The 24,768-nt window shown below is 61.1% G+C and carries 19 protein-coding genes and 2 pseudogenes; 14 read left to right on the forward strand and 7 right to left on the reverse strand.

The annotated features are described in order from the left end of the window. Positions 1-97: 97 nt before the first annotated feature. From AC5RVY_RS18880 to AC5RVY_RS18895, 4 genes are all read right to left on the reverse strand, one after another. Positions 98-1,228: an ABC transporter ATP-binding protein gene (locus tag AC5RVY_RS18880; RefSeq protein WP_493956226.1), complete on the reverse strand. Its 1,131-nt coding sequence runs from the start codon at positions 1,226-1,228 to the stop codon at positions 98-100. After that, positions 1,221-2,993, reverse strand: coding sequence for an ABC transporter permease (locus AC5RVY_RS18885; protein ID WP_493956227.1), 1,773 nt, complete (start codon positions 2,991-2,993; stop codon positions 1,221-1,223). Before AC5RVY_RS18885 ends, AC5RVY_RS18880 begins: the two co-directional genes overlap by 8 nt. A 30-nt stretch (positions 2,994-3,023) precedes the next feature. Further along, entirely contained in the window at positions 3,024-4,196 is a 1,173-nt protein-coding gene (locus tag AC5RVY_RS18890; RefSeq protein WP_493956228.1) for an ABC transporter substrate-binding protein, read from the reverse strand. A gap of 632 nt (positions 4,197-4,828) precedes the next feature. Beyond that, entirely contained in the window at positions 4,829-5,713 is an 885-nt protein-coding gene (locus AC5RVY_RS18895) for a GntR family transcriptional regulator (protein ID WP_493956229.1), read from the reverse strand. Between the two features lie 191 nt (positions 5,714-5,904). Between AC5RVY_RS18895 and AC5RVY_RS18900 the strand changes: the two genes are divergently transcribed. The 9 genes and pseudogenes from AC5RVY_RS18900 (at position 5,905) to AC5RVY_RS18940 (ending at position 13,404) form a co-directional block, all read left to right on the forward strand. Then, positions 5,905-6,801 (forward strand): amidohydrolase family protein, encoded by an 897-nt coding sequence (locus tag AC5RVY_RS18900; RefSeq protein WP_493956230.1) that lies wholly within the window; start codon positions 5,905-5,907, stop codon positions 6,799-6,801. A 35-nt stretch (positions 6,802-6,836) separates the two neighbouring features. After that, the gene (locus AC5RVY_RS18905) at positions 6,837-8,192 is read left to right on the forward strand and encodes a 2-hydroxycarboxylate transporter family protein (protein WP_493956231.1); all 1,356 of its coding nucleotides are present in this window, start codon (positions 6,837-6,839) and stop codon (positions 8,190-8,192) included. A gap of 33 nt (positions 8,193-8,225) precedes the next feature. Then, on the forward strand, positions 8,226-9,311 hold the full coding sequence (locus AC5RVY_RS18910; protein ID WP_493956232.1) for an isocitrate/isopropylmalate dehydrogenase family protein: 1,086 nt from the start codon (positions 8,226-8,228) through the stop codon (positions 9,309-9,311). A 92-nt stretch (positions 9,312-9,403) separates the two neighbouring features. Beyond that, positions 9,404-10,807, forward strand: a complete 1,404-nt coding sequence (locus tag AC5RVY_RS18915; RefSeq protein ID WP_493956233.1) for an NAD-dependent succinate-semialdehyde dehydrogenase — start codon at positions 9,404-9,406, stop codon at positions 10,805-10,807. Between the two features lie 9 nt (positions 10,808-10,816). Next, complete coding sequence (locus AC5RVY_RS18920) at positions 10,817-11,275, forward strand: cupin domain-containing protein (RefSeq protein WP_493956234.1); 459 nt, start codon at positions 10,817-10,819, stop codon at positions 11,273-11,275. Further along, entirely contained in the window at positions 11,272-11,571 is a 300-nt protein-coding gene (locus AC5RVY_RS18925; protein ID WP_493956235.1) for an antibiotic biosynthesis monooxygenase family protein, read from the forward strand. The genes AC5RVY_RS18920 and AC5RVY_RS18925 overlap by 4 nt, the downstream gene beginning before the upstream one ends. 42 nt (positions 11,572-11,613) lie before the next feature. Continuing rightward, a pseudogene (locus AC5RVY_RS18930) lies at positions 11,614-12,011 on the forward strand (universal stress protein). 290 nt (positions 12,012-12,301) lie between these two features. After that, on the forward strand, positions 12,302-13,093 hold the full coding sequence (locus tag AC5RVY_RS18935; RefSeq protein ID WP_493956236.1) for an amidohydrolase family protein: 792 nt from the start codon (positions 12,302-12,304) through the stop codon (positions 13,091-13,093). 107 nt (positions 13,094-13,200) lie between these two features. After that, a complete protein-coding gene (locus AC5RVY_RS18940) occupies positions 13,201-13,404 on the forward strand; it encodes a hypothetical protein (protein WP_493956237.1) in 204 nt (67 codons plus the stop codon). 325 nt (positions 13,405-13,729) lie between these two features. On the opposite strand, the gene AC5RVY_RS18945 is transcribed toward AC5RVY_RS18940, so the two are convergent. Then, a complete protein-coding gene (locus AC5RVY_RS18945) occupies positions 13,730-13,906 on the reverse strand; it encodes a CsbD family protein (RefSeq protein ID WP_493956243.1) in 177 nt (58 codons plus the stop codon). Positions 13,907-14,428: 522 nt separating this feature from the next. Here AC5RVY_RS18945 and AC5RVY_RS18950 point away from each other — a divergent pair. The 3 genes from AC5RVY_RS18950 to AC5RVY_RS18960 all read left to right on the forward strand — a co-directional run bounded on the left by AC5RVY_RS18950 (position 14,429) and on the right by AC5RVY_RS18960 (position 21,747). Further along, the gene (locus AC5RVY_RS18950) at positions 14,429-17,467 is read left to right on the forward strand and encodes an SIR2 family protein (protein WP_493956238.1); all 3,039 of its coding nucleotides are present in this window, start codon (positions 14,429-14,431) and stop codon (positions 17,465-17,467) included. A gap of 1,129 nt (positions 17,468-18,596) precedes the next feature. Beyond that, on the forward strand, positions 18,597-19,985 hold the full coding sequence (locus AC5RVY_RS18955) for an APC family permease (RefSeq protein ID WP_493956239.1): 1,389 nt from the start codon (positions 18,597-18,599) through the stop codon (positions 19,983-19,985). 49 nt (positions 19,986-20,034) lie between these two features. Continuing rightward, positions 20,035-21,747 (forward strand): amidohydrolase, encoded by a 1,713-nt coding sequence (locus AC5RVY_RS18960; protein ID WP_493956240.1) that lies wholly within the window; start codon positions 20,035-20,037, stop codon positions 21,745-21,747. Between the two features lie 897 nt (positions 21,748-22,644). Here AC5RVY_RS18960 and AC5RVY_RS18965 read toward each other — a convergent pair. Beyond that, a complete protein-coding gene (locus tag AC5RVY_RS18965) occupies positions 22,645-22,977 on the reverse strand; it encodes a recombinase family protein (RefSeq protein ID WP_493956241.1) in 333 nt (110 codons plus the stop codon). Here AC5RVY_RS18965 and AC5RVY_RS18970 point away from each other — a divergent pair. Both AC5RVY_RS18970 and AC5RVY_RS18975 read left to right on the forward strand, forming a co-directional pair. Further along, on the forward strand, positions 22,976-23,617 hold the full coding sequence (locus tag AC5RVY_RS18970) for a biotin transporter BioY (RefSeq protein ID WP_493956242.1): 642 nt from the start codon (positions 22,976-22,978) through the stop codon (positions 23,615-23,617). The genes AC5RVY_RS18965 and AC5RVY_RS18970 overlap by 2 nt on opposite strands. A 19-nt stretch (positions 23,618-23,636) precedes the next feature. Then, the gene (locus AC5RVY_RS18975; protein WP_493956244.1) at positions 23,637-23,948 is read left to right on the forward strand and encodes a CHY zinc finger protein; all 312 of its coding nucleotides are present in this window, start codon (positions 23,637-23,639) and stop codon (positions 23,946-23,948) included. 121 nt (positions 23,949-24,069) lie between these two features. On the opposite strand, the pseudogene AC5RVY_RS18980 reads toward AC5RVY_RS18975, so the two are convergent. Beyond that, a pseudogene (locus AC5RVY_RS18980) lies at positions 24,070-24,510 on the reverse strand (transposase); the annotation flags it as partial. Between the last annotated feature and the right edge of the window lie 258 nt (positions 24,511-24,768).

The following is a 24,768-nucleotide window of genomic DNA, read 5'->3' on the forward strand; positions in this document are numbered from 1 at the left end:
ATGCCGTCACCGTTCAGGACGGCCAGCTGGTACTGCTTGGATTCAGTCACGGGTTTTTCCTTTTCTTGATATCCAGGTCTCTTTGACGGACCAGGAGCTAGGCGATGACCGCCATGAGTTCAGCGGCGTCGGCGGAAACAACGTTGGCCCGGGGGTAGAGCCGCAGGGCCTCAATCGGGACCAGAAGCGTGAGGTCTCCGTGCAGGGCGTTGTTCTTGCTGTCCACCGCGAGGGTTCGAGCGCCGTAGCGCAGTTCGTACTCATAGCGTGAGCCGACATATGAAGTGGTCAGGATTTCCACCGGGAGGCCGACGTTTCCGGCCGGAATCGGGTCTCCTTCGGGTGCCAACGTTGCCTTCTCCGGGCGGAAGGCAACGGTGACGGGGTCGCCGTCGCGCATGTCGCCCGTAAGGACTGCGGTGACAGTCTCACCGGTGTCGTCGAGTTTGACGATGGCACGGTCCCCGATGGTGGATGTGATGGTGCCGTCGAGGAAGTTGGACCGGCCGATGAAGGCGGCGACTTCTGCTGTTGCGGGGCGTTCGTAGATTTCTTCCGGTGGTGCGACCTGGAGCATGTTGCCGTTGGACATGACGGCGATGCGGTCGCTCATTGCCAGGGCTTCTTCCTGGTCGTGGGTGACGTAGACGGTGGTGATGCCCAGTTCGGACTGGAGGCGTTTGAGCCAGACCCGGGCTTGTTCGCGGAGTTTGGCGTCCAGGTTGGAGAGCGGTTCGTCCAGGAGCAGGACTTTGGGTGAGTAGACCAGGGCGCGGGCGAGTGCGACGCGCTGCTGCTGGCCGCCGGAGAGCTGGTGGGGGTAGCGGTGGGCCAGGTGGGCCAGGCCGACTTTGTCCAGGGCGTCGTGGATCAGGGTTTTCTGCTGGGCCTTGTTCACTTTGCGGATGTTCAACGGCATTGCAAGGTTGTCGGACAGGGTCATGTGCGGCCAGAGCGCGTAGGACTGGAATACCATGCCCAGATTGCGCTCCTCCGGCGGGACGAACTTCTTGGAGGAGTCATCGACCAGGACAGTCTCTCCGACGGCGATGGAGCCTGAGGTGGGTTGTTCCAGACCGGCAAGGCAGGACAGGGTCGTGGACTTGCCGCAGCCGGAGGGGCCCAGGAGGGTGAAGAACTCCCCGTCCTTGATGGTGAAGCTCACTTCGTGGAGGACGGTGTTTCCTCCGAAGTCTTTGCGGAGATTCTTGACGACGACGTCAGGCATCTTTCTTTCCTTTCATGAGCAGGCCGGCGATCCCGACGAAGACTGCGGTGATGACGATCTGGATGGTGGCCAGGGCGGCGACCGATCCGGTGTTGCCCTGGACCCAGAGCTCGAGCATGGTGGTGCCGATGATGTTGGTGTCGGCGGAGCCGAGGAAGATCGCCGGTGAGTATTCCTTCATCATCACCACGAAGGTCAGGACCATAGCGGCGACGAACGCTGGGGTGAGGAGCTTCGCAAGAACACGGGTGAACATCTTGATCCAGTCGGCGCCGTTGACGCGGGCCGCGTTGTCCAGTTCTTCGCCGATCTGCATTACCGCCGGTGAGATGGAGCCGAAGGCGCTGGGCAGTGCGCGGAGGCCGAAGCCGATGATGATGGCCCAGATGGTGCCCTGAACCAGGGAACCCATGTTGAACGGCAGAAACGCGAACGCCCAGAACAGCCCGATGCCGATAATCAGGCCCGGCATGGCCTGCGGGGCCAGCGCCAGGTACTCGATGACCTTGCGGTAGCGGAACGTTGAGCGTTTTGAAACAACGACCGCGACGACGGCCAGCGTGCTGACCAGCACCGCTCCGACCAGGGCAACGATGAGGCTGTTGCGGATCGAGTTCACATAGACGGGGAATTCGAAGATGCGCTGGTAGTTGCCCATCGTCAGGGACAACAGCGGGTTCTGCAGCGGAGTGAAGACCTTGGTGAAGGAGCGCATGACCAGACCCAGGATCGGGACCAGAGCGCCGATGACCACGTAAATGCTGATAAAGGCAACGGCGAGCCATTTGACCCAACCCAGTTCCAGCAGCCGCGGACGGGTGGCCTTGCCGCGGACGGAAACGAAGCGCTTGGCGTCCTTGAGCAGCTTGGCCTGGACGGCGACGAGCAGGATAGTCACCAGAAGGATGATCACCGATGCCGCGCCCAGGATGCCGTAATCAGGGTCGATGGACTGGAGGCCATTCTTGTACAGGAAGGTCGCGAAGACGGTGATTCCTACAGGCTGGCCGTAGAGCAGCGGGATGGAGAGGGTTTCGATGGACATGCTGAAGACCAGAACCGAGCTGTAAACCATGGGCGGGCGCAGCATCGGGATAATCACGGACCACAGGATCCGGAACGGTCCGGCGCCCACGGTCTGGGCAGCGCTCTCAAGGGAAGCGTCGGAATTGCGCAGGGCATTGGCGCAAAAGACGTACGCTATCGGGGCCAGAGCCACCGCTTCAGTGATCGCCATACCCTGGAGCGTGTAGAGGTCCCACGGCAGGAACCCCAACATCCGCTTGACCTGGACGCTGGCGAAACCTGCGGGCCCATACATGGTGATCCAGCCGAAGCCCAGGATCAGGGAAGAGATGAAGAACGGCCACTGCATGGCCGCACCGAAGAACTTCCGGCCCGGGATGTTGGTGCGGATGACCACGATAGCCATCGGCACGGCGATCAGCAGCGTCATCACCGTCGTCATCACAGCAAAGAGCAGCGTGTTCAACGCCACCATTCCGAAGCCGGCCTCGGTGAAGAGCCGGCTGAAGTTCTTCATGGTGAACAGACCGCCCTCCTCGTACAGAGGGCGGTCCAGCACCGACTGGTAGAGCGTGGGGACCACAGGTGCAAGGACCAGGAACGCCAGAATAACGATGGTGGCCCAGAAAAGCAGCTGGCTGCGGTCGGCGCCCAGGACCTTGCGGTACTTCGGAGCCGGGTAGTCAGTTCGCGAAGGGGCTTCCGCCGGAGCAGTAGCGACCTCGGGGAGTGTTTTCATGATTTTTGTTCCAGATCCTTGCACCAGGTGCTACTTGAGGAGGCTCTGCCAGCGGTCAGTGAATTCCTTCACCTTGTCCGCCGGGACAGTCTCGTAGGGGGCCACGATGATGTTGTCGCCGACCTCTGCCACGACATCCTGGTAAGTGAGGGCGAACTGGACCGACTTGACGCCCTCGCGGTAGGACGAGAGGCCGCCCTCCAGTACTGCCTGTTGTCCCTCCTGCGAAATCACAAAGTCTTCAAACAGCTTTGCCGTGGCCGGGTGCGGTGCGTCGGCGGAAACACCCAGCCCGCGAGGGATAACGACGGTTCCGTCTTTCGGAAGGGCTATATCGAACAGGCCGTTGCTGTTCTTCACGACCGGGAAGGCAGGCGCAGCCGTCACCAGGACGCCGGCCTGGTACTCGCCCGCCAGGACCTTTTCGGAAAGAGTGCCAGAGGACGTTTCAGGACGTGCGGCTGAAAGAATGGTAGCCAGCGAATCCCACGCCTTGGGGCGCGCCTGGGTCAGGTTATAGAACATGGTGAACCCGAAGGCCCCCTTTGGGTCCCTGACACCGATCATGTTTTCGAAGTCACCAGGCTTGGCCTTAATCTGCGCGGCCAGGGCCTCCAGGCTGTCAGGCTTCTCGGTCAGCAGGGACGTGTTGTAGGCAATGGTCTGAGGGTCAGCCGACATGGCTACCACACCGGGAAGCAACGAGGCGAATTTCGGAAGCTTGGCCAGTTCCGGAGAAGTGTAGTCGGCAAGCATCCCTTCACGGGCAGCAAAGTCAGCCCAGGCACCCGCTGCACTGGAGGCAAAAATATCAGCTTTGGATCCGCCGGTCGCCTTTTCGCTCAAGGCCTTCTGGAAGACCTCGTCACTGTCCAGATTGTTGGCCGAAATTTTCGTGACGAAAGGATACTTTTTCTTGAAGTCCCGCAGTACCGGGTCCCAGTTTTCCTGGTCAGTGTTGGAGTAAATGGTCAGCTCGCCGCCCTCTTTTTCGGCGGCGGCGACCAGGTCCTTGTAATCGGCCGGGTAATAGTCCGGGTAATCACCCACGGCAATGGAGTTCTCCGGTGCAGGCGTCTGGGCCTGGCCGGATCCACCTCCACAGGCGGTGAGTCCCATCAGGGCGGCGATGGCAGCAGCGCCGGCGGTCATTACTACCCGACGACGGGGCCCGGAAGGCGGGGCCGTCTTGAATTCAGTCATTGCTTCTCTCCCTTGAGGCTGCACGGCTGGTCTTGAATGTCTTCCGTGACTCTAGTCAGCCAATGAGGCTGCTCACACAATCATGGGGCTAAGTGGTCGACCAGTCAACCACTAGATCAAAAGTTTTTTCAGTACTTCATCGCGGCGGCGATGGCTGCTGTAGAACCGGCGAGGAACTGCCGGCGTCGAGGGAACTGATCTTCATTGACTTCCCGCTTTCTTGGTTATCGTCCGTGACGAACACAACACAGCATGACAAGAAGCTTGGTTTTTTACAAGCTAAAAGACCAGCATCCGGTTTTTGCTCAGGCGAAATACCAAGGGGGTGGGGCCGGGGTGCGGTAGCGTTCGACGGCATCCGCGTCGCCTCTGCTGGGGTGATGGTTCGCCACCGGGCAGTCACGGTTCTCCGAGGGGACGCGGTACAGCGTCGTAATGCACGCAAGCGGGGCGCGGCGGAGCGGCGCCGCGGCGGCTTGTTCTGCGGCCTGCGGGATGACGAGGCCCCCGACCGTCGCGCGGCTCCGCGGATCAGCCGATGAAGGGGCCAAGCTTGCGTCGACGTTCGGCCCAACGCCGGGGGTAAGGCTGCGGCCGGAGTTAGAGCCTTCCGGCGTCGTTCACGGCTGTATCTACCGGGATTTTTCGCTGCCGACGGTGGAGAGGTGCGTGCGCAGGTGGGTGGAAGCTTCTTTGAGCTCGCCTTGGAGGAGCAGCCGGGCCAGTTCGACGTGCTCGCCACATCGGACCACGGCGCGTTCGGGGACCAGTGCCTGACGGTACTCGATCAGCCGCCGCAGGCGGTTGATGCGCGCCAGGCTCTCGATAAAGAAGTCATTGTTGCTGCACTGGGCAACGGTCTCATGGAAGCGGGTGTTGAGATCGAACAGTTCCGACCCTGAGATTGTCCAGATCCTGCCGTCGACCAGCTCCTGTTGTTCCCGCATTCGTTCGCGCACAGCCTCCCGATCCAGGACAAAGGTGTCCTCCAGGATGGCGGCGGGCTCGACGACAAGGCGGAAGTGGTAGCTGTCCCGGTAGGACTTTACCGACGTAAGGACCGGGAGGAACTCCCAGCCGTAACCTGGAAGGGGGGCGATCCACCCCTCGGCTGAGATCCGGAGCAGGAGCTGGCTGACCTGGCCTCGGGTGAGGTCATAGCGGCGCATCAGCCCGTTTTCGGTCACTCTTTCGGGCAACACTCCGTTGAGGCGGTCGGCGGCGATTTTCATGTAGGCGCTGTCGTCGGCCGGTTCGGTGGCGGCTTCAGGCAGGAGGATGTCCTGGCCCGTCCTGGCAACCACATAGCCACCCGTCTCTGTCCGGGTGAGCGTTCCCTCCCGCTGCAGCTCCTGCAGCGCCTTCCGGATAGGGGACCTCGACACCCGGAGGCGGTCGGCCAGGAAGCGCTCAGTCAGCCGTTCGCCTACCGACGGGCTCTCGTCTCGGAGGTAGGTGCGGATCTCGGTTTCAATCATGGAAGTCAGTTCTGTACTTCCGGCAGCACTAGCTGGCACCTGCACTCCTTTGCTGCGGTCAATTCTTTCTCCACCGTACCGGGCGGCCGGATGACCTCAGGGTCCAACTGGTATTTTACCAACCCAAAAACCGGTTGCTGGTTTTTTCGATTGCAAAAAACCAGCATTGTTGTCATGCTTGTTGTGTTCGTCACCGACGTCCGCCACACAGAGCAGTGAGGAAGTAGCCCATGTCCGATGTGATTCACCGCGTAGTGCCCGTAGGGGCCATTGATACCCACGTGCATGTGTTTGATCCTGCGTGGTTCGCCTACGCGGACGATCGTGATTACACGCCCGGCATGGCTGCTCTGGAGGATGTGCAGGCGTACGGGAACAGGATTGGACTTGAGCGCTTCGTTTTCGTTCAGCCCAGCGTCTACGGCACTGACAACTCGGCGTTGCTGGCGGCCCTCAAGCTGCATGGCATAACGCGGGCCAGGGGAGTGGCTGTCGTTGGCCCTGAAACCAGCGACGGAGAACTTGAGGTTCTTCACGCTGCCGGGGTCCGCGGCCTGCGGCTGAACGTCAAATCAAACCCCGACAGCGGCAAAGCGGACATCCGCGAACCGCTGAAGGCGCTCATCGCCCGTGCTGAGCCTTACGGCCTCGCCGTGGAGCTCTTCTGCAGCGCCGCGTCGCTGGCAGGGGCCGAGGACGTCATTGCCGGCTCGCCGGTGCCGGTCATCCTGGATCACTTCGGTGGCATCAAAGTCAGTGACGATGGTGCCGTGGCCGGGCTGGAGCAGGTAGCGAAACTCCTTTCCCTGCCGCACGTGTGGGTCAAGCTTTCGGCCCCCTACCGCGTCGCCGCCAGCGGTGCAGCCTCACCGGCCCTCCCGGCCATCATCCGCTATCTCATCGATACCCGCCCCGAACGCCTCGTCTGGGCCTCCGACTGGCCCCACACCGGCGGGGGAGCGGACCGCAAGCGCAGGGGAGCGGCCACCGTCGAGCCCTTCCGGGACATCGACGACATCGCTGAAACCAGCAGCTTTGTCTCCTGGCTCCAGTCCCCCCAGACCGTCCAGCAGATCCTGGTGGACAACCCCGCCGAACTGTTCGGCTTCGGCCCTGCTGCTTCCTAACCCTTTCCCCGTCAATCACTGACCCGAGGACGACGATGTCTACTCCAGAATCAAAGACCGCACTGCAACCCCCTGAATCCACCGCAGGCGCCCTTCCCAAGGGAAGGGCGCTGTGGTGGAAGCTCATGGATACAGATATCGGGATCATTCCCCTTCCGTTCTACCTGCTCCTGATCGTCCTGCTCTTCGCCTTTACCCTCACCAAGGGCGTCACCGGTGAACTGGCCATGGTCATCGCCATCTCGGCGGTGTTTGCCTTCACCCTGGGCGAGATCGGCAACCGGCTCCCGCTGCTGCGCCATATCGGGGGAGGCGCCGTCCTGGTCACCTTCATCCCGTCCTTGCTGGGTTACCTGGGACTGGTTCCCGAGCCCATGAAAAAGGCCGTTGGCGACTTCTTCTCCAGCAGCAAGGTCCTGAACCTGTTCATCGCCGCCGTCATCGTCGGCAGCATCCTGAGCATGGACCGCCACGTCCTGATCAAGGGCTTCTTTAAGATCTTCGTCCCGCTTCTGGCAGGCAGCGTCCTGGCTGTCGTGGCAGGAACCGGCATGGGCGCTCTCCTTGGCCTGGGCCTGCATGACGCCTTCTTCTTCACCGTCGTGCCGATCATGGCCGGCGGCGTGGGTGAGGGAGCGATCCCGCTGACCATCGGCTACTCCCAGATCCTGGGAATGGACCAGGGCGAGGCGCTGGCCCGCGTCCTGCCCCCGATCATGGTCGGCAACCTCACCGCCGTCATTCTCGCCGGTGCCCTGGCCCTTGTTGGCAAGCGATTCCCGCGGCTGACCGGCAACGGTCAGCTTGAGCCCGGCGGCAGCGACCTGCTCGAAGCTGCGGCCGAGGAAAAGAAGACCGGCCTTGACCTGAAGGCGGTTGCTGCCGCCGGCATCGTCGCCGTCTCCCTCTACCTCCTCGGCGTCCTGGCCTTCACCGTCCTGTCCTGGCCCGCCCCGGTTGTCATGCTCTTCGCTGCCGTGCTGCTAGCCCTGGCCCACGGGGTAACGCCCCGCATCCAGGCCGGGTCCAAAGTCGTGTACCGGTTTGCCCTGACAGCGGTCGCCTTCCCCATCCTGTTCAGCTTCAGCCTCATCCAGACCCCCTGGCAGAGCCTGATCGCAGGGTTCGCTCCGGCAAACCTGATCACCATCATCACCACCGTTACGGCCATGGTCGCCGGAGGCTTCTTCGCCGCCCGCTGGGTGAAGCTGCACCCGGTTGAAGCCGGCATCGTGGCCAGCACCCACAGCGGCATGGGCGGCGCGGGTGACATCGCCATCCTCACCGCCAGCAACAGGATGCAGCTCATGCCTTTCGCCCAGATCGCCACCCGCATCGGCGGTGGGCTCACCGTCGCCGGCGCACTCATCCTCATCAGCATCACCCACTAGACCGCTCCCGCATTCTTTCCGAAAGGCACACCCATGAAGATCCTCGTACTCCCTGGTGACGGCATCGGCCCGGAAATCACCGACACCACCCTTGATGTCCTCAAAGTCGTTGACCAGGTACACAACCTGGGGCTGGAATTCGAACACCAGGACATCGGCCTCAAAAGCCTGGCCGAACAGGGCACCACGCTTCCGGCAGCTGTCATGGACCGGATTCCCCAGGTGGATGGGGTCATTCTTGGCCCCGTTTCCCACTACGAATACCCCTCCAAGCAGGAAGGCGGCTTCAACCCCTCCGGCGAGCTCCGGGTGCAGTTCGAGCTGTTCGCCAACGTCCGGCCCTGCCGCTCCCGTGAGGGCCTGAGCATCCTGCGCACGCCCATGGACCTGGTCATCGTCCGGGAAAACACCGAGGGTTTCTACTCGGACCGCAATATGTTCGCCGGGACCGGCGAGTTCATGCCGGACGAGAACATGGCCCTCAGTGTCCGCAAGGTCACTGCAAAGGCCTCCGAGCGGGTCGCCCGCGCCGCGTTTGAGATCGCCCAGGGCCGGAACAAGAAGGTCACTGCCGTCCACAAGGCCAACGTCGTCAAGCTTTCCGACGGGCTGTTCCTCCGCGAAGTCCGCAAGGTCGCCGCCGAGTTCCCCGACGTCGAACTCGAAGAGCTGATCGTGGACGCCGCAGCAGCCCTGCTGATCCGCCGCCCGCACACCTTCGATGTCATCGTGACCACCAACATGTTCGGCGACATCCTTTCCGACGAAGCCTCCGAACTCTCCGGCAGCCTCGGACTGGGCGGATCACTGAACGCCGGAGACAACATCGGTGTCGCGCAGGCCCAGCACGGCTCGGCCCCGGACATCGCCAACCAGGGCATCGCCAACCCCACCTCGCTGATCCTCTCCGCTGCGATGCTGCTTGATTGGCGTGGCCGCCGGGACAACAACCTGGCGCTGATCGCTGCCGCAGCGGACATTGAGGCTGCCGTCGAAGCGGTCCTGGCCAACCCGCAGACCCGCACCGGAGACATCGGCGGAAGCTTGGGCACCCGCGCGTTCGCCGACGAAGTCATCGCAGCCCTGCCGCGGGAGCGCGTCTCCCAGGCGTCCGCGTAACGACATCAAACCCCCATCCGTCGCCGGTGCTGCCTCTAGACAGCCCCGGCGATGGATGCGGCAGAAGCCCTACTTTCTAAGGAACAGACGAAATGATTTCCACGATCAACCCGGTCACCGGGGAACAGATCCGGACATTCGATGCGCATACCGAGCAGCAGGTGGATGGCGCCCTGACCGCAGCCGTCGAGTCCCAGAAGGCCTGGCGGCCCGTCCCGGTCGAGGACCGGGTCCAGATCCTGCGCAACACCGCCAAGGTCCTGCGTGAAGGCAAAGTCGACTACGCGCGCCTGATCACCCTGGAAATGGGCAAGCCCATCACCGAAGCCGAAGCGGAAATCGAAAAGTGCGCCAAGACGGCTGACTACTACGCCGAGCACGCACCCCGCTTCCTCGCCCCGGAAATCATCGAATCAGACGCCGCCTCCTCCGGAGTAGTCTTCGACCCCCTCGGTGTCGTGCTCGCCATCATGCCGTGGAACTACCCCTTCTGGCAGTTCTTCCGCTTTGCCCTTCCGGCCCTGGCCGCAGGTAACGGCGCGATCCTCAAGCACGCGAACAACGTCCCGGCCTCGGCCTTGGCCGTGGAAGAAATAATGGACAAGGCTGGGCTGCCCGCCGGCCTGTTTGCCACGGTCCTGATCGAATCCGACCGGGTCGCCGGTCTCATCGCCGATGACCGGATCGCCGCGGTCACCCTGACCGGTTCCACCCAGGTCGGCCGGATCGTTGCCGCCCAGGCCGGGAAGGCGCTGAAGAAGCAGGTCCTGGAGCTCGGCGGCTCAGACCCCTTCATTGTCCTGGCCGACGCTGACATCAAGGCGGCGGCGAAGGTCGCGGTCAAGGCCCGCTTCACCAACAACGGACAGTCCTGCGTGAACGCCAAGCGCTTCATCGTCGACGAAAAGATCGCCGATGAATTCGTCGCAGAGTTCCTGGCCCGCACCCGCGAACTCGTCGTCGGCGACCCGACCGACCGGGCAACCACCATCGGCCCGATGGCCCGGGAAAACCTCCGCGCCGAACTCCATGACCAAGTTATCCGCACAGCAGAAAACGGCGGGAAGATCATCCTCGGCGGCAACATCGTTGACGGGCCCGGCTACTTCTACGAGCCCACCGTCATCGACCACGTCCGCCCCGGACAGGCGGCCTTCGACGAGGAAACCTTTGGCCCGGTCGCGGCCATCATCCGCGCCTCCTCCACTGAGGAAGCCATCGACCTGGCCAACCAGACCGAGTTCGGCCTCGGCGCCGCACTTTGGACCCGGGACACCGACAAGGCAACGGCCGAGCTGCTGCCGAAGATCGACGCGGGAGCCGTGTTCATCAACGGCATGGTCGCCTCCGATCCGCGCCTGCCCTTCGGCGGCATCAAAAACTCCGGTTATGGCCGAGAACTCGGTTCCTACGGCATCCGGGAATTCACCAACATGAAGACGTTCTGGACCGGCACCGCAACCGCCGCAACGCCCGCCGTCGCCGTCGCCGACTAAGGAAACCTCATGACGCACATCTGCACCAGCATCAGTTCCGTGGACGCCGTCATCCTGCGCCCGGCCCAACTGCCCCGCAAAGACCGCGGCAACGGCGCCTCCACCATTCCCCTGGTCGGAGCCCACCTGGGCGCCACCACGTTCCTGAACGGGATCACCACCTTCGACCCGGGCGCCGCCATCGGCCACCACTCCCACAACTGCGTCGAATCCGTCGCCGTCATCGAAGGCACCGCCTATGTGGACATCGACGGGACCGAGCACTACCTGAACACCTACGACACCACCTTCGTGCCAGCTAACATCATCCACCGGTTCCGCAACGCCTCGGACACCGAGCCGATGAAGATCCTCTGGACCTACGCCTCCATCGACGCGACCCGGACCATGGCCGGCACGACCGAGCGCACCCGTATTGATGAAGAACAGGCCAACCAGCCGGCAGCCACGGAAGCAGGAGCATCATGATCCAAGAGATAGCGACCTTGACCATCAAGCCCGGCGCCGCGCTGGCGTTCGAGGACGCAGTTGCTGAAGCTGCGCCCCTCTTCCAGAAAGCACCCGGCGCGCTGAGCCTCCGCCTGGACCGCTCCATCGAGACCCCGCTCGAGTACATCCTCACCGTTTCCTGGGCAACGCTCGAGGACCACACCGTCGGGTTCCGCAACTCCGAAGCCTTCGCCACATGGCGCGGGCTCGTCGGTCCGCACTTCGCCGAAGCCCCCAAGGTCAAACACCTCGAACACGTCTACCTCGGCTTCTAGAAACCAACCTCACCGGATTACTGACAAGCATCAGGAGCACGAATGAGCATTGTTGTTGGCTACGTCCCCACACCCGAGGGCAACGCCACGCTGGACTACGCCATTTGGAAGCACACAGCAACGGCAAACTGCTCGTCGTGATCAGCTCGTCGAAGGGCTACACGCTGGTCGATACCCCTTACGCCGGGGAGCCCGAAATGGATGACATTGATCAACGCCTCGACAAAGAAGGCGTCGGGCATGTGATCCTCCACCCGGTTCGGGGCCACCATGCCACCGCCGAGGTGCTCGATGCTGCAGAAGAGTATCAGGCCGACCTGATTGTCATCGGGCTGCGGCGGCGCAGCCCGATCGGCAAGCTCTTCCTGGGAAGTACCGCCCAGCGCATTCTGCTCGAGGCCGACTGCCCAGTTGTGGCAGTGAAAGCCGCAAGTATCTGAAGACACACGGCCCGGGCGGGGACATCCTCCGCACGGGCCGTGCCAGTAAGAACAGCTATCCATCTCAAGGGAGAGATCACATGGTTCACAACGCACGACAGGCTGTCGATTTCAACAGGAGCACAGGCTCAATTAACCGCCGAGCTATCCTCCAGGGTGCGCTGGCGGGCGCTGCCCTGACAGCAGTCGGATCCACCGCCGTTCACGCATCGGACGTTCGCGAGGCACCATTCTCGGCGGGAACAGGGCGGCCGAGTTACCGGGTTCCCGGGCAGGCCACGGACTGCCACATGCACATTTACGATCCGGTGCGATTCCCCTATCCGCTGCCCACTGCCACCCCGCCGCCCCGGGCCACGGTCGATGACTACCGGCTTCTGCAACGCCGGATCGGTACTAAACGCACCGTCGTGGTCACCCCGTCCAACTACAGCACCGACAACCGGGTCACACTGGATGCCATCAGCCAGCTCGGATTCAACCACGCCCGAGGGGTTGCCGTCATCGACGACAGCTTCTCCGATTCCCAGCTGCGCGAGATGGACGAGGCCGGTATCCGGGGTATCAGGTTTAACCTAACCCGCCCCGGCGGGGCGGGAGCCGAATTGATCCGGCCACTGGCAGCACGCATCGCCGACCTTGGCTGGCACGTACAAATCCACATGACAGCAGAAGGCATACTGGAAAACCTCGAACGCATCACCGGCCTGCCCACAGACCTCGTGATCGACCACATGGGCCGCATCCCAGGATCTGCCGGCACATCCCACCCCACGTACGCCGCCGTCACCCGGCTCGTGGATGAAGGCAGCACTTGGGTGAAGCTCTCCGGCGTCTACCACGAGTCCCAGGTAGGACCACCGTCCTACAGCGACCGCGCCGGCATCGGCGCAGCCTTTGCCCGCCACGCCCCAGAACGCATGGTCTGGGGCACCGACTGGCCACACCCCACCGCGTCCCGGGGCGAAGTGCCAATGCCCGACGATGCAGCCATGCTCGACATGTTCGCCTGCTGGGTGCCCAACCACCGGGACCGGAAACGCATCCTGGTAGACAACCCCGAAAAACTGTACCGATTCTAACCACGGCGGAAGCGGGCCGGCACAGATACCGTGCCCGCTTCCGCCGACCTTCCAAATTTGGCTCACAGACGTGCCGACGCCCGCCGTACTTTGCCGAAAGGACGACCATGAAGACAAAAAAGCACAAACAAAACTGGAAAAAGTTGGAACCAGGTGACGAGGTAGTCGTCATCGAAGCCAATGAAGATGAATCGCCGGGCATCGTAGACGCCAAGACCGTCAGCTCAGAAGTGATCTGGATAGTGGATCACGGAGGCCGGGGCCGCCGTGCCTTCGACCACAGGGAAGGGATCAGAATCCTTCGCACCTGACCGGCAGCTCCAGGAGGAGTACCGCCAGAGCTGCTGTCGCCAGCAAAAGGTTGGGGCCGGCGGCGGCTGGGGGAGATGCACGTGGTCTCAGCCGTACACCTTCGCCACCGGCTCCGCTGTCCACGGTAGGGCCGCAGGCTGAAGGGCACCCGGGTGGCGGTGGCGGGTACCCGCATCCGGCCAAGGCATTTACCTGCGGCGGGGGAGACCCAGGCCTTCCGGCTGACAGGGCGGAAACGGCGAGTGACCATTCCTGCTCGCTGCTATTGCGGGCAAGCAAAAGGACGCTCCCCGTTCGCTGAGCGCGTCCTTCGCCGTGGTGTGGTCAGTCCTTCTTGAAAGCGTCCTTGACCTTCTCGCCGGCCTGCTTCAGATCGCCTTTGGCCTGGTCGGTCTGGCCCTCGGTCCGCAGGCTTTCATCGCCCGTGGCAGCGCCGGCTGCTTCCTTTCCCTTACCGCCGGCCTTCTCGGCAGCGTTTTCAATCTTGTCGCCCAATCCCACGGTGTCTCCTCCGCTGGTTGGCAGCCGTTCGCACGCCGCTATCCACATAATAAGCATGCTTATGATGTTGTTTTCAAGTCCATGCCTGGTTCTTGTGCGTGGACTCATGCACCATACGCCCGAAATGTCCTGCGCCAGGCAACTGCAGCGCTTCAGCATCAGGGCAGTAACTATCTTGCACGGGCACGCAGAGATTCCGCTGAAAAACCATGGATTCGCCCTCAAGGCGGGAGCTTTCATAGCCACTTCCGCTTCCAGACCTGAAGAGCCGATAATGGATATTCCGTCAAGTCACCACCCCATGTCATCAAATGCTTGCTTTCCAAGGGCCCCAACGGCGACAGCGAGCCTACTCCATCGTTGTGGAGGGGGATCCGTCCGTCTAGCTCACATCCCTCGTTAAAGGGCAGCTCGCAGGGGCATATAGCGCTTGGTCGCAGGATCCGATGGATATGATCTAGTGCTGGCTACCGGGGGTCTTCCCGTCAGCGTGGGCCTTCAAATGAAGATGGGGACTAATCCATGATCGACGCGGAAGCGAGCAAATCGGGGCTGGAATCTGCTTTTTCCGAGAATCGAGCGACTCTAATTGTTGGCACCGGGCTCTCCATGTCCTGTTCCAGTAACGCTCCTGGTGCAAACTGGGTTGGTTTCCTCCGACAAAGCATTGACTGGGCGATGGAACACACTCAGGCGGGCTCAAATTGGAAGTCAACAGTTGAGATGGTCTTGTCGTCTGCCCTGGAGGAGGGCGATACCAACATGCTCATTTCTGCCGCCAGCCTCATCGCTAACAAAATTGGCGAGCTGGGTGGGCAAGGCAAGCACAATTGGTTTGCGAAGACCATAGGCGCACTGCCCTTATCTGATACAAGTTGGGCAGTTGCCCTGGACAAACTGCGGTGCCCCATTTTGACAACGAACTATGACACCCTGATAGAGCAGGCAACCGGGCGGCAAACCGCATGTTGGACTAACCCCTCAGGCATGCAGAAGGTACTGTCACGAACGTCTACTCAAGTCGGTCACTTGCACGGCGTCTGGAGTGAGAGCGACTCTGTGGTTTTGTCCGAGGCGGATTACACCCGCGTTCTTCAGTCAGCTCCCTTGCAGGCGCTTCAGCAAGCGGCCTCGTCGGTGACATCGCTGGTGTACGTCGGCGTTGGAGATGGCTTGGACGATCCCAACTTTTCCCGTCTGCTTGCGTGGCACAAGCAGACGTTTGAAGCTTCTAATGTTCCCCACTTTCGGCTCTGTAGAGACTCCGAGCTGGAGGGTCTGAACCGAGTTCATGGCTCTGACCACATCACACCCGTGAGCTACGGTTCAACGTGGGCAGATCTCCCGGGCTTCTTGGAGCGCTTCCACGCAGATGACTCTGCGGTGGTCCTTCGGCGAAACCATGTGGAACTCGCGCGGGACATTCTCACCGCTCGTGTTCGTGATCTTTCGATCGTCTGCGAAAAATTCGACGACTTGGACGAGCGCACGCTCGGCCAACTGGTCGCGCCGCCCGTATTGTTGCCGCTCTCAAACGAACAATTCCAGGCGTCAAAAGAATCACAGGATGAAGAAGGCTTCACCTCAGAGCAGCTTGAGCGGTGTGATCCCCGAGAGGTAGCCGCAACCCAGGGCATAACCATAGTCGCTGGCCCAGAAGGTTCGGGCCGAACCACCGCTCTATATTGGCTATTGGAGGAGGCATCCAAGACGACGTTGGGATCCGCTCCGGTTCTCGTGGAATTCTCCGAGTTGAATCGTGGAGGAAAACCGCTGACCAACGCGTTGCGGAATCGAGTGCGAGAGACCGGTGCCGCTATGAGCAAGGGCGCCCCGCTGCCGAAGCTCATCGTTGGTATTGATGATGTGCATCCCTTCTCGTCTCGTATTGTTGAGCAGACAATAGAAGAACTCGTGCGCATGTCCGAGTTGGGAACGCCCGTCTTCCTAAGCTGCAAGGAAGGGTTCGAAGGCGAGCTTGCTAAGCTCCTAGGAGGCGTCGGTTTACAGCACACTGTGCGTTATGTCGGAGAACTCTCGAGGTCTGACATTCGTGATTTGGTAAGTCTTGCCGAACCGTCGCGCTCCCAAACCATTGAAGACAACGTGGTTAGCATCCTAAAGCAGCAGCACCTTCCTCGGACTCCGTTTACAGTTTCGCTCCTAATCTCCGTTCTCACTGCGGGTCACGTTGTTGGACCTAATAGCTCGCACACGACTTTATTGGATCTGTATCTGAATCAGCTCATTGGTCGAGGGGATATTGCCGAAGACTCAAGATGGGGAATGGATTCTGACCTGCGATCTGCTGTTCTCTCTGATCTTGCCGAATTCTTTATACGAAGTGAAGCCGGGTCACTCCCGGAAGCAGAAGTTGTTAGTCGTATAAGTAGTTATTTCAGTGATCGCGGTATTCCGGAGTCTGCTGCGGACCTGCTACAAAATCTGCGTAGGCGCAAGGTCCTTTCCCACGATGCTGGCCGCATCTTTTTTTCTCACAGCAGCTACCTGTTCATCTTTGCCGCAAAGGCTGCAACCAAAGATAAGTCCTTTCGGGACTACCTCCTGGCCGATCCGCTCCTTTTCGCACCCGTATTGAAGCACTATCCGTCCCTCGAGCGGTCAGACATCGATCTCCTGACACGGCTTAGTGAATTCTTCACGGCAATGGATGACGGCGTAGGCAACTCACGCTCGATCCACGAGCCAGTTAAAACAATTGAGGCTCCCGAAGATCTGGAGGAGAGGTTGGAACGGATTGAGGGCGCGTTTGTAGAACGTGAGCTTTCAGATGGCGACAACGATTATTCACCGGACGCGCCGGACGATCTTGAAGCGTTTCCTCGCCAGCGCAACGAGGGATCTCCGCTCACATTGCCCGAAGATCTTCCCGACTTTTATCGCTACTCAACAGCCCTGGATGTCGTTTCAACAGCTCTCAGAGATTCCATCCTGATCGCTGATCCCTCCCTGAAACGTGAGGTCTTGGTTCAGGTACTCCAAGGCTGGGCGAAACTCGGGTCTCTTTTTGCAGACTCCGCAGAGCTCGTTGAAGCGGCTCGAAGGACCATTGAGAAAGTGGCTGCATCATTCCATGTATCTGAAGAACGGCGAGAAAGGTTCGTCAACACCCTGACAGGTTACTCTCCAGTCATGATTATCCACGGGGGTATGGCTAGTTCACTTAGCACTACCCGTCTTGTGCCAGCCTTGGCAGAAGCGATAGCAGACCCGGACTTTGCCAATGATCCCGACGCCGCGTTAGGCGCTTCCGTGTTCCTTTTGGACGTCCAACCCCAAGGATGGGTTAAGCAACTCGAACAAGTGTCGAGTAAGCACAGAAATACGAAGGTAATGGCTCGAGCGGTTAAGTTGCTATGCATGGTTTCCTATTCGATCGGTTCCCATTCGCCCGATGATCAATCGCGATTGCGGCGTTATATTTCTGATCTCGAAAGCCGTCTTTTCACCTTCAAGAGAGAGCAACTCCGCCAGAGTTTCAGGGCGTCCTTCGAGCAGAACGTTTTGAAGCCAAAGCCAGCCAGAGCATTAGGCAAATGATAATTTTTTGGCGAGCACCTCTACAGAAAGATTTTTTGCAGCCGGTGGGAGGTTGCCAAGGCAACCCCTTGACATAACGCGACCGTCGGAGTGGCCGCCGCACTACCGGAACGCCGGCTCAGAGGGCGGGGTGAAAGTAGGGTCGGGGAGCCGCCCTAGGTCCCTGTTTGGATTTCGCGGGTGCATTGGGGAATTGAGGCCGCCCGGCTAGGCTCCTACACAGAAACGAGCGGGAAATTCTTACCATGCTCGCAGGAAAAGCCCTTGGGCTGCTTTCGGGAGCACCTTCATAAGCTGCTAGAAGTGGTTTTAGCTGAACCACCTTCAGTTGGTAGGAAGGTTGGCCAACCAGAACCAACGCCCTCGCTCACAGGGAATCCTCAGGTTCGGGCGCACATAATGGACCGAAGCTCCGGTCAACCGCTATTTGACCGGAGCTTCGCCAATCACAAGGAACGGGGCCCGATTGCTGCCGCGCGCCAGCATAGGCCTGAACGCTGCGACTGATGAAGGTGCGGAGTGCCGGCTTAGGGTGCCGCTATGAGGCTTCTTGGGGACCCCTATTAGCCGCAGCCTTACATAATCTTCATTATCGGCCCTTGAAAATGGGCAGGGGGGTGCCCCTGAAGAGGGCTTTCTGGGCGGGTTTCAGTCGCCGAAGGGCAGCGAGTTGTCGGTGCTTACATCGGGGTGGGCGATGACTTCTGTTCCGATGTCATTGAGTTTTTGGTTGCGGTGGCTGGAGGCTGCAGCCGCTCATGCGAAGACTGCGCCGATCAAGACTGAACCCGATACTGAACCCTGCGCCTCCGCGGTAAGGGGCGATACCCGGGCGGAGGTCGCCCAGGCGAACGAGGACACCTTCTACTGCTCCAACGCTGCCCCCGCGGGCTGGTGCGCGGCGGCGGAAGAGCACTCCAGCCGCTTGACGAGTGACTGACGTCACTGATTTACTAAATGAACCACATTCATTTATGGATGCGACAAGCGGACCGACTAAGAGTTGGAACCGTATGCGGGAGGTAGTCGAGGACGACACCTTTCCTCACGCTTTCCCTTGCGCATTCGAGCTTTCCCCGCACCTGCGCTTACCGGCCGGCTTCCGAGGCCCGACTCTTTAGGAACCATCATGAGCTCCACTTCCGATACCCACACTCCCCTCGCAGGGAACAGCCCAAGTCCAGCGGCTAAGGAAACGGGCAGCGGTTTGCGCCGTGTGCTCGGGGTTCCCACGCTGGTATTACTGGGCCTCGTCTACATGGTGCCTTTGACGATTTTCAGCACTTACGGCATCGTCGTAGAGCTGACAGGCGGGCGGCTCTCCGCGGCTTACGCGGCAGCTTTGGCGGTCATGCTCTTCACTGCCCGTTCTTATGGACGGATGGCCAAGGCTTTCCCGTTCGCAGGCTCCGCCTACACCTACGTCACAAGATCCTTTAGCCCTGGTCTGGGCTTCATGGCCGGCTGGTCGCTGCTGCTCGATTATCTGCTCCTGCCGATGATTAACTACCTGCTGATCGGCATCTACCTAAACGCAGCCTTCCCGGCCGTCCCCGCCTGGCTTTTCATCTGCGCCTCCGTCCTGATGATAACCCTGCTCAACATTGTCGGAATCACAGCGGTGACCAGAAGCAACTACGTCGTTGTGGGACTGCAGGGTCTGTTCATCGTCTTGTTCGTCATCCTCGCCTGCGTTTCCGTTACTGGATCTGGCCGGGTTGATCTCCTTGCCCCCTTCACGGGAGTCGAGGGAGCTGAGGGCTTGTCCCCTATCCTTGCCGGCGCGGCCATCCTTTGCCTGTCCTACCTAGGTTTCGACGCTATCTCGACCTTCGCAGAAGAAGCCAAAAACCCGCAGAGGAGCATCCCACAAGCCATCATCATCACTACGGTCGTCGCCGGGCTGATTTTCCTGGGCCTGGCGTACATCAGTCACCTCCTGCTTCCTGTCGGCACGTTCTCCAACCCGGACTCCGCGGCCATCGAAGTTGTTGCCACTGCCGGGGGAAACCTTTTAGTTGCGTTCTTCACTTCTGCTTACATCGCAGGAAGCCTCGGATCTGCCCTGACCTCCCAGGCTTCGGTTTCGCGCATCATCTACTCCATGGGACAAAGCGGCGTCCTTCCCCAAGTCCTTGGACGCCTCCACCCGCGCTGGCGCACGCCGGTACTTCCGATCCTCCTGACCTCAGCTGTCGCCCTGCTTTCCCTGGTCCTCGACCTGGCGACGGTCTCCTCGCTCATCAGCTTCGGCGCTCTCGTGGCTTTCTCTGCGGTCAACCTCTCCGTCATCAAGCACTACTTCATCAAGCAAAAGGAGCGGGGCCTGAAGGGAGCACTCAACAATCTATTGCTGCCCGGAATCGGTCTTGTACTGACGGTTTGGCTGTGGACAAGCCTGAGCGGACTGTCATTTTCGCTGGGCCTCTCGTGGGCTGGCCTCGGTCTGGCATATCTGGCCTTCCTTACCCACGGATTCCGCCGGCCCACACCCCACCTGCAACTCGAGGACGCCTAACTCCGCCAACGACGGGTGCTTGTAAACACCAGTAAGAAGAAGCCTTCCCATGACACTGAAGCTCTTTATCAACGGCACCATCGCGCCATCTCATGGTGGACTCCGCCAGCAATCTGAGGAGACCCATCATCTGTCGGCGCTTGCCGTTCAAGACGGCATCATCGTCGCTGTCGGCGCTGAAGCACTGACCCTCGCATCGCCGGCCGTTGAAACCATTGATCTTGGCGGCGGCTACCTTTCGCCCTCATTCGCGGACGGCCATGCCCATCCCCTGTTTGGCGGGCTGGAAGAGATGGGCCCAAGCATACGTTCCTGCACATCAGTGCCCGACATTGTGGAAGCCGTGAGAGTTTGGGCCAGCGCGCATCCCGAGCAGGACTGGATACTTGGTGCCAGTTACGATGCAACGCTCGCCCCAGAGGGGATCTTCGACGCCACATGGCTCGATGACGCGGTACCCGATCGTCCCGTTGCGCTGAAGTCCTGGGACTATCACACCGTCTGGGTGAACTCTGCCGCACTTCGCGCCGCCGGTATAGACCGTGACACTCCGGAACCAGCGCTGGGCAGGATCGCGCGGCGCGATGACGGTTCCCCCCGAGGTACTTTGATGGAGGCCGGCGCGATCGACCTCGTCCTCAAGGTTGCCCCCGGCTACAGTCTGGAAGACCGCGTCGAGGCGCTGAGGTCCGCCACCGCACGATTCGCAGCAGCAGGCGTGACCTGGGTACAGGATGCCTGGGTTGAACCTGATGATGTTCCCGCCTACCTGACCGCTGCGAGCTCCGGTGCCTTGAGCACCAGAGTCAATCTCGCGTTCCGCGCAGACCCACTGGGCTGGGCAGATCAACCCGCCCTATTCGATGCGGCGCGCCACCGCGTCCGGGAACTTGCCAGCCACATGCTGACCGCCAACACCGTCAAATTTTTTCTCGACGGGATCATCGAAAGCCGCACGGCATTCATGCTCGACCCCTATGAGGACGCACCCGGCGAGCTGGGACTGCCCAATTGGCTGCCTGACGAACTGCAGGAGGCAATGGCCAGGTTCGACTCACTCGGATACCAGCTCCATCTGCACGCGATAGGGGACGCGGCCGTCCAGATGGCCCTGGACGCCCTGGAAGTTTTGGAACGACGAACCGGACCCCGCGACCGCAGGCCAGTGATCGCCCACCTTCAGGTCGTCAACCCGGACGACATACCCCGTCTGGCAAAACTAGGCGTGGTAGCCAACTTCGAACCATTATGGGCATGTTCCGACGACGTCATGCAGTTACTGACCATCCCCCGGCTCGGCTCCCCCCGGGCTGAACATCAGTATCCGATAGCGTCACTGGCGAAAGCCGGCATCCCGCTCTCCTTCGGTAGCGACTGGCCAGTCACAGGACATCATCCCCTTCCAGGGCTGGCCACTGCTGTAACACGACAGACAACAGACAGGCTTCCCGCCGGCGGCTGGATCCCTACAGAGCGGGTGGATGTCGCAACAGCACTGGCAGCCTACACTTCCGGCGTTTCCCACCAGGCCTTTGCCGAGGATGAATGGGGACAGCTACGGCCTGGGATGCACGCAGACATGACCCTACTCTCAGCTGACCCCTTCCAGATCCACCAGAACCACCTCGGTGACATTGAAGTCCTCGGAACATGGCTCGCGGGCCAGCCGACCTACCTGCACGCCGGCTGGGCACAGCACACACGGGACAGGCCCATGTCTTCCGAAGCACCACAGAAGACTCCTCCTGCTGCAGAGCATTGAACCCAGGGAACCAAAGCCGACGCGTGCACTTCATACTTCTGAAAGGTGCCCCAGGTTGCGCACAGGTGGACCTAACAGATTCCGTGCTTGGCCCTCCGAAACGACGGGCTGGAAGCTGTGATCCATGGAGAAGCGGTCCAACCGCCCACACCCGGGACAATTATCATGGGCCATCCACCGCTACTGCTGCCAGGCAGCTACCTCGTTGGCTCCCTCAATACCCCAGCCGTGGATAACCCCGAATTGCCCCCAGCTGTAGACAGATCAGAGTCACCGGAGCGAGCATTCCTAAGCCGCGTCAGGTTCACGGAATCTTCATCCCGCGTTTGAATGTAGGCGGCGGGAGCATGGTCGCAGGAACTAGGCCGAGATGAACCGAAGTCCAACCTGAGGACGGCAATCCAGCAGAAGGCTACTGTTCCTTGTAACCAGAAAGGCCGCACAAGGACGTTGCGCGGCCTTTCTGACGGTCATCCTTGTGAGTCACTGCTCCTCGAGGCGGAGCCCCAGCTTCATAGTTACCTGCCAGTCGGCAACCGTGCTCTCTGCCAAGTGCCGCGGATCTCCTTCACCTCCGGTGAACGACGCCCCATGCTTGGCGCCTTACTGCTGCTGCGCCAAGCCCACGCTCAGCCTGGCGAGGCGGGGAACTGGCAGAGAACTCCTGGCAGACGGCCACACACGCTCTCATGCCAGCGCTAAGACTGCGAACTCCCGTCCGGGCCCCTGATCAAGGATTCTCGCCTGCGCAAGCCAGGTGGCCCCGGGCTGACGGAGGTACTGATAGGCCGTTTCAGGCTGATGCCGTAGCGTGGGCCAGGACGGCTTTCGGAACCGTTCTCAGCGCGATTCACGAGTTCGGTTGCCCCTTCGGGGTCGGGGGATTTTTCCGGCCTTTCAAGCTCCGCGCTGCTTCGCCAGGCCAATTCCTTCCCGCTGCCGTTCCCTGATCAGGGAGCGTTGTAACTGGGCGAAGGCGCCCATGACGGAGAGCATCAGGTTGCCCATGGGGGAGTCCTCGCCGGTGAAGAGCAGGCTTTCCTTCACGAACTCGACGCGGACACCTTTGCGCGTCAGGCCATGGACGAGAGCCCTGCAAGGCAAATCGCTGGTTTGTGGCAATTGATCCATAGATCGTGGGCGCAGTCGTGGCTTCGCTACAAAATGACCGTAGAGAGGTCTCTGTAGCCTTCTTCGGAGGACCCCACCACTATTCACAAGAGGAACCATGAGCCACCAGACGACCTCGACCTCGGCACCGCCCCGCCCTGCCCAGAACAGCCGCCGCACGCCGCGTCCATTGTGGGCTGCGCAGCCGCTGGCCCTTATCTCCGTGTTCGCCGCGTTGATCGCAGCCTCGGCGATCGTCCCAGGCATTCCCGTCGGCGGCTTGGGGGTGCCAATCACGCTGCAGACCCTCGCTATCATGGTTACAGGCCTCGTCCTGGGCGGATCACGGGCCGCCGCAGCGGTGGCCCTCTACCTACTCCTTGCGTTCGCCGGGCTGCCGATCTTCTCGGGCGGCCGGGCGGGCCTGGCCGTCCTCGCCGGCGGATCCGCCGGATACATCGTGGGATTCCTCCTCGCCGCTCTGCTCGTTGGCATAGCCGCCGAGCAAATCATCCGGCGCCTCCCCGCCAAGCGGCGCGGCCTTTGGTTCTTCCTCGCCGCGGTCGTGGTCACCGTGGTCGCATCGCACCTGCTCGGCGTGCTCGGCATGATGGTCAACCTCAAGCTGTCATGGCAGGCTGCCTTCGCCAGTGACCTCATCTTCTACCCGGGCGACATCCTGAAGGACGCAGTGGCATCCGCTGCCGCGGTGGCCGCCCATAGGGCCTTCCCGGACATCCTCGTGCGCCGCGTGAAGTAAGCGAGGCCGGATCATGGCTATGAGAATCTTCGGGGAAACCGTAGACGACCAAACCCGCTGCATTCACTATCACACCGACGTAGATGTGATAGCCATAAAGTTCAAGTGCTGTCTTCTGTACTATCCCTGCCATCTCTGTCACGAGGAGGAGGCAGACCACCGTGCCCAAACATGGCCAAGGAACGAGTGGGCAGAGCCAGCAGTTCTGTGCGGTGTGTGCAAAGGCGAGATGTCCATAAACGCTTACCTGGCGACCACATCGTGCCCCAACTGTGCCGCTCGACTGAACGAGCGGTGTGCCGCCCACACGCATTTTTACTTCCAGACCTGAACCGAACCTCTCCAATGATTCCCCGCGAAGTGCGACTCCAGCGCAGAGCGGCCTTGCAGTGACACCCCCGACCTCGAAGGGACTGTCCGATAAACGGTGTGTGGGGTCCGGCCGGTTTTCACTATTGAGTGGTTCTTTCGAACCGGCCCGCGAGGGTAATCGCGAACGCGTTTAGCGCAGGCTTCCACCTCATCACCCGGCGTGCCCGACCGCCGCCGGTGGGATCAAGAGATCTGGTGACCAGGTACAGGCATTTCAGGGCAGCGGTTTCGTTCGGAAAGTGCCCGCGGGCCCTCACCGCTCTTCGGTAACGTGCGTTGATCGTCTCGATCGCGTTCGTCGTGCAGATCACCCGCCGGATCTCCACGTCGTACTCCAAGAAGGGCACGAATTCAGCCCTGGAGGATTCCCAGAGCCGCACGATGGCCGGATACCGTTGGCCCCACTCGGCCGTGAACTCGGCGAACCGGTCCTTCGCTGCTTTCTCTGATGGGGCCGTGTAGACCGGCTTAAGCGCCTTGACGATCCCGTCGCAGTGCTGGCGGCCGGCATGGCGGAAGGACAGCGAGAGGACGATCTGGTCGATCCCGTCCAGACGCCGTTTTCGCTTTGGGCACCATCACCGGCTCGAACGATCCGTCCCGATCCCGGGGCACCTCAATCTTGACCGGGGTTCCAAAATGTAACCGGGGTTGTGGAAGGACGGGCGATGATGACGAACACTGTCGGTGACGGTCGAAAAGTGAGCCATTGTGACGGTTGAAAACTGAGCCACCCGTTCCAAACGATTGGGTGGGTGATCACAGTGGAGGATTGGGCG

The organism is Arthrobacter sp. Ha26 (assembly GCF_059091705.1).

Excerpts from the sequence above, each read along its gene's own strand:
- AC5RVY_RS18880 (WP_493956226.1), bottom strand. The coding sequence starts at position 1,228 with ATGCCTGACGTCGTCGTCAAGAATCTCCGCAAAGACTTCGGAGGAAAC.
- AC5RVY_RS18885 (WP_493956227.1), bottom strand. The coding sequence starts at position 2,993 with ATGAAAACACTCCCCGAGGTCGCTACTGCTCCGGCGGAAGCCCCTTCG.
- AC5RVY_RS18890 (WP_493956228.1), bottom strand. The coding sequence starts at position 4,196 with ATGACTGAATTCAAGACGGCCCCGCCTTCCGGGCCCCGTCGTCGGGTA.
- AC5RVY_RS18900 (WP_493956230.1), top strand. The coding sequence starts at position 5,905 with ATGTCCGATGTGATTCACCGCGTAGTGCCCGTAGGGGCCATTGATACC.
- AC5RVY_RS18905 (WP_493956231.1), top strand. The coding sequence starts at position 6,837 with ATGTCTACTCCAGAATCAAAGACCGCACTGCAACCCCCTGAATCCACC.
- AC5RVY_RS18910 (WP_493956232.1), top strand. The coding sequence starts at position 8,226 with ATGAAGATCCTCGTACTCCCTGGTGACGGCATCGGCCCGGAAATCACC.
- AC5RVY_RS18915 (WP_493956233.1), top strand. The coding sequence starts at position 9,404 with ATGATTTCCACGATCAACCCGGTCACCGGGGAACAGATCCGGACATTC.
- AC5RVY_RS18920 (WP_493956234.1), top strand. The coding sequence starts at position 10,817 with ATGACGCACATCTGCACCAGCATCAGTTCCGTGGACGCCGTCATCCTG.
- AC5RVY_RS18925 (WP_493956235.1), top strand. The coding sequence starts at position 11,272 with ATGATCCAAGAGATAGCGACCTTGACCATCAAGCCCGGCGCCGCGCTG.
- AC5RVY_RS18935 (WP_493956236.1), top strand. The coding sequence starts at position 12,302 with ATGCACATTTACGATCCGGTGCGATTCCCCTATCCGCTGCCCACTGCC.
- AC5RVY_RS18940 (WP_493956237.1), top strand. The coding sequence starts at position 13,201 with ATGAAGACAAAAAAGCACAAACAAAACTGGAAAAAGTTGGAACCAGGT.
- AC5RVY_RS18950 (WP_493956238.1), top strand. The coding sequence starts at position 14,429 with ATGATCGACGCGGAAGCGAGCAAATCGGGGCTGGAATCTGCTTTTTCC.
- AC5RVY_RS18955 (WP_493956239.1), top strand. The coding sequence starts at position 18,597 with ATGAGCTCCACTTCCGATACCCACACTCCCCTCGCAGGGAACAGCCCA.
- AC5RVY_RS18960 (WP_493956240.1), top strand. The coding sequence starts at position 20,035 with ATGACACTGAAGCTCTTTATCAACGGCACCATCGCGCCATCTCATGGT.
- AC5RVY_RS18970 (WP_493956242.1), top strand. The coding sequence starts at position 22,976 with ATGAGCCACCAGACGACCTCGACCTCGGCACCGCCCCGCCCTGCCCAG.
- AC5RVY_RS18965 (WP_493956241.1), bottom strand. The coding sequence starts at position 22,977 with ATGGTTCCTCTTGTGAATAGTGGTGGGGTCCTCCGAAGAAGGCTACAG.
- AC5RVY_RS18975 (WP_493956244.1), top strand. The coding sequence starts at position 23,637 with ATGAGAATCTTCGGGGAAACCGTAGACGACCAAACCCGCTGCATTCAC.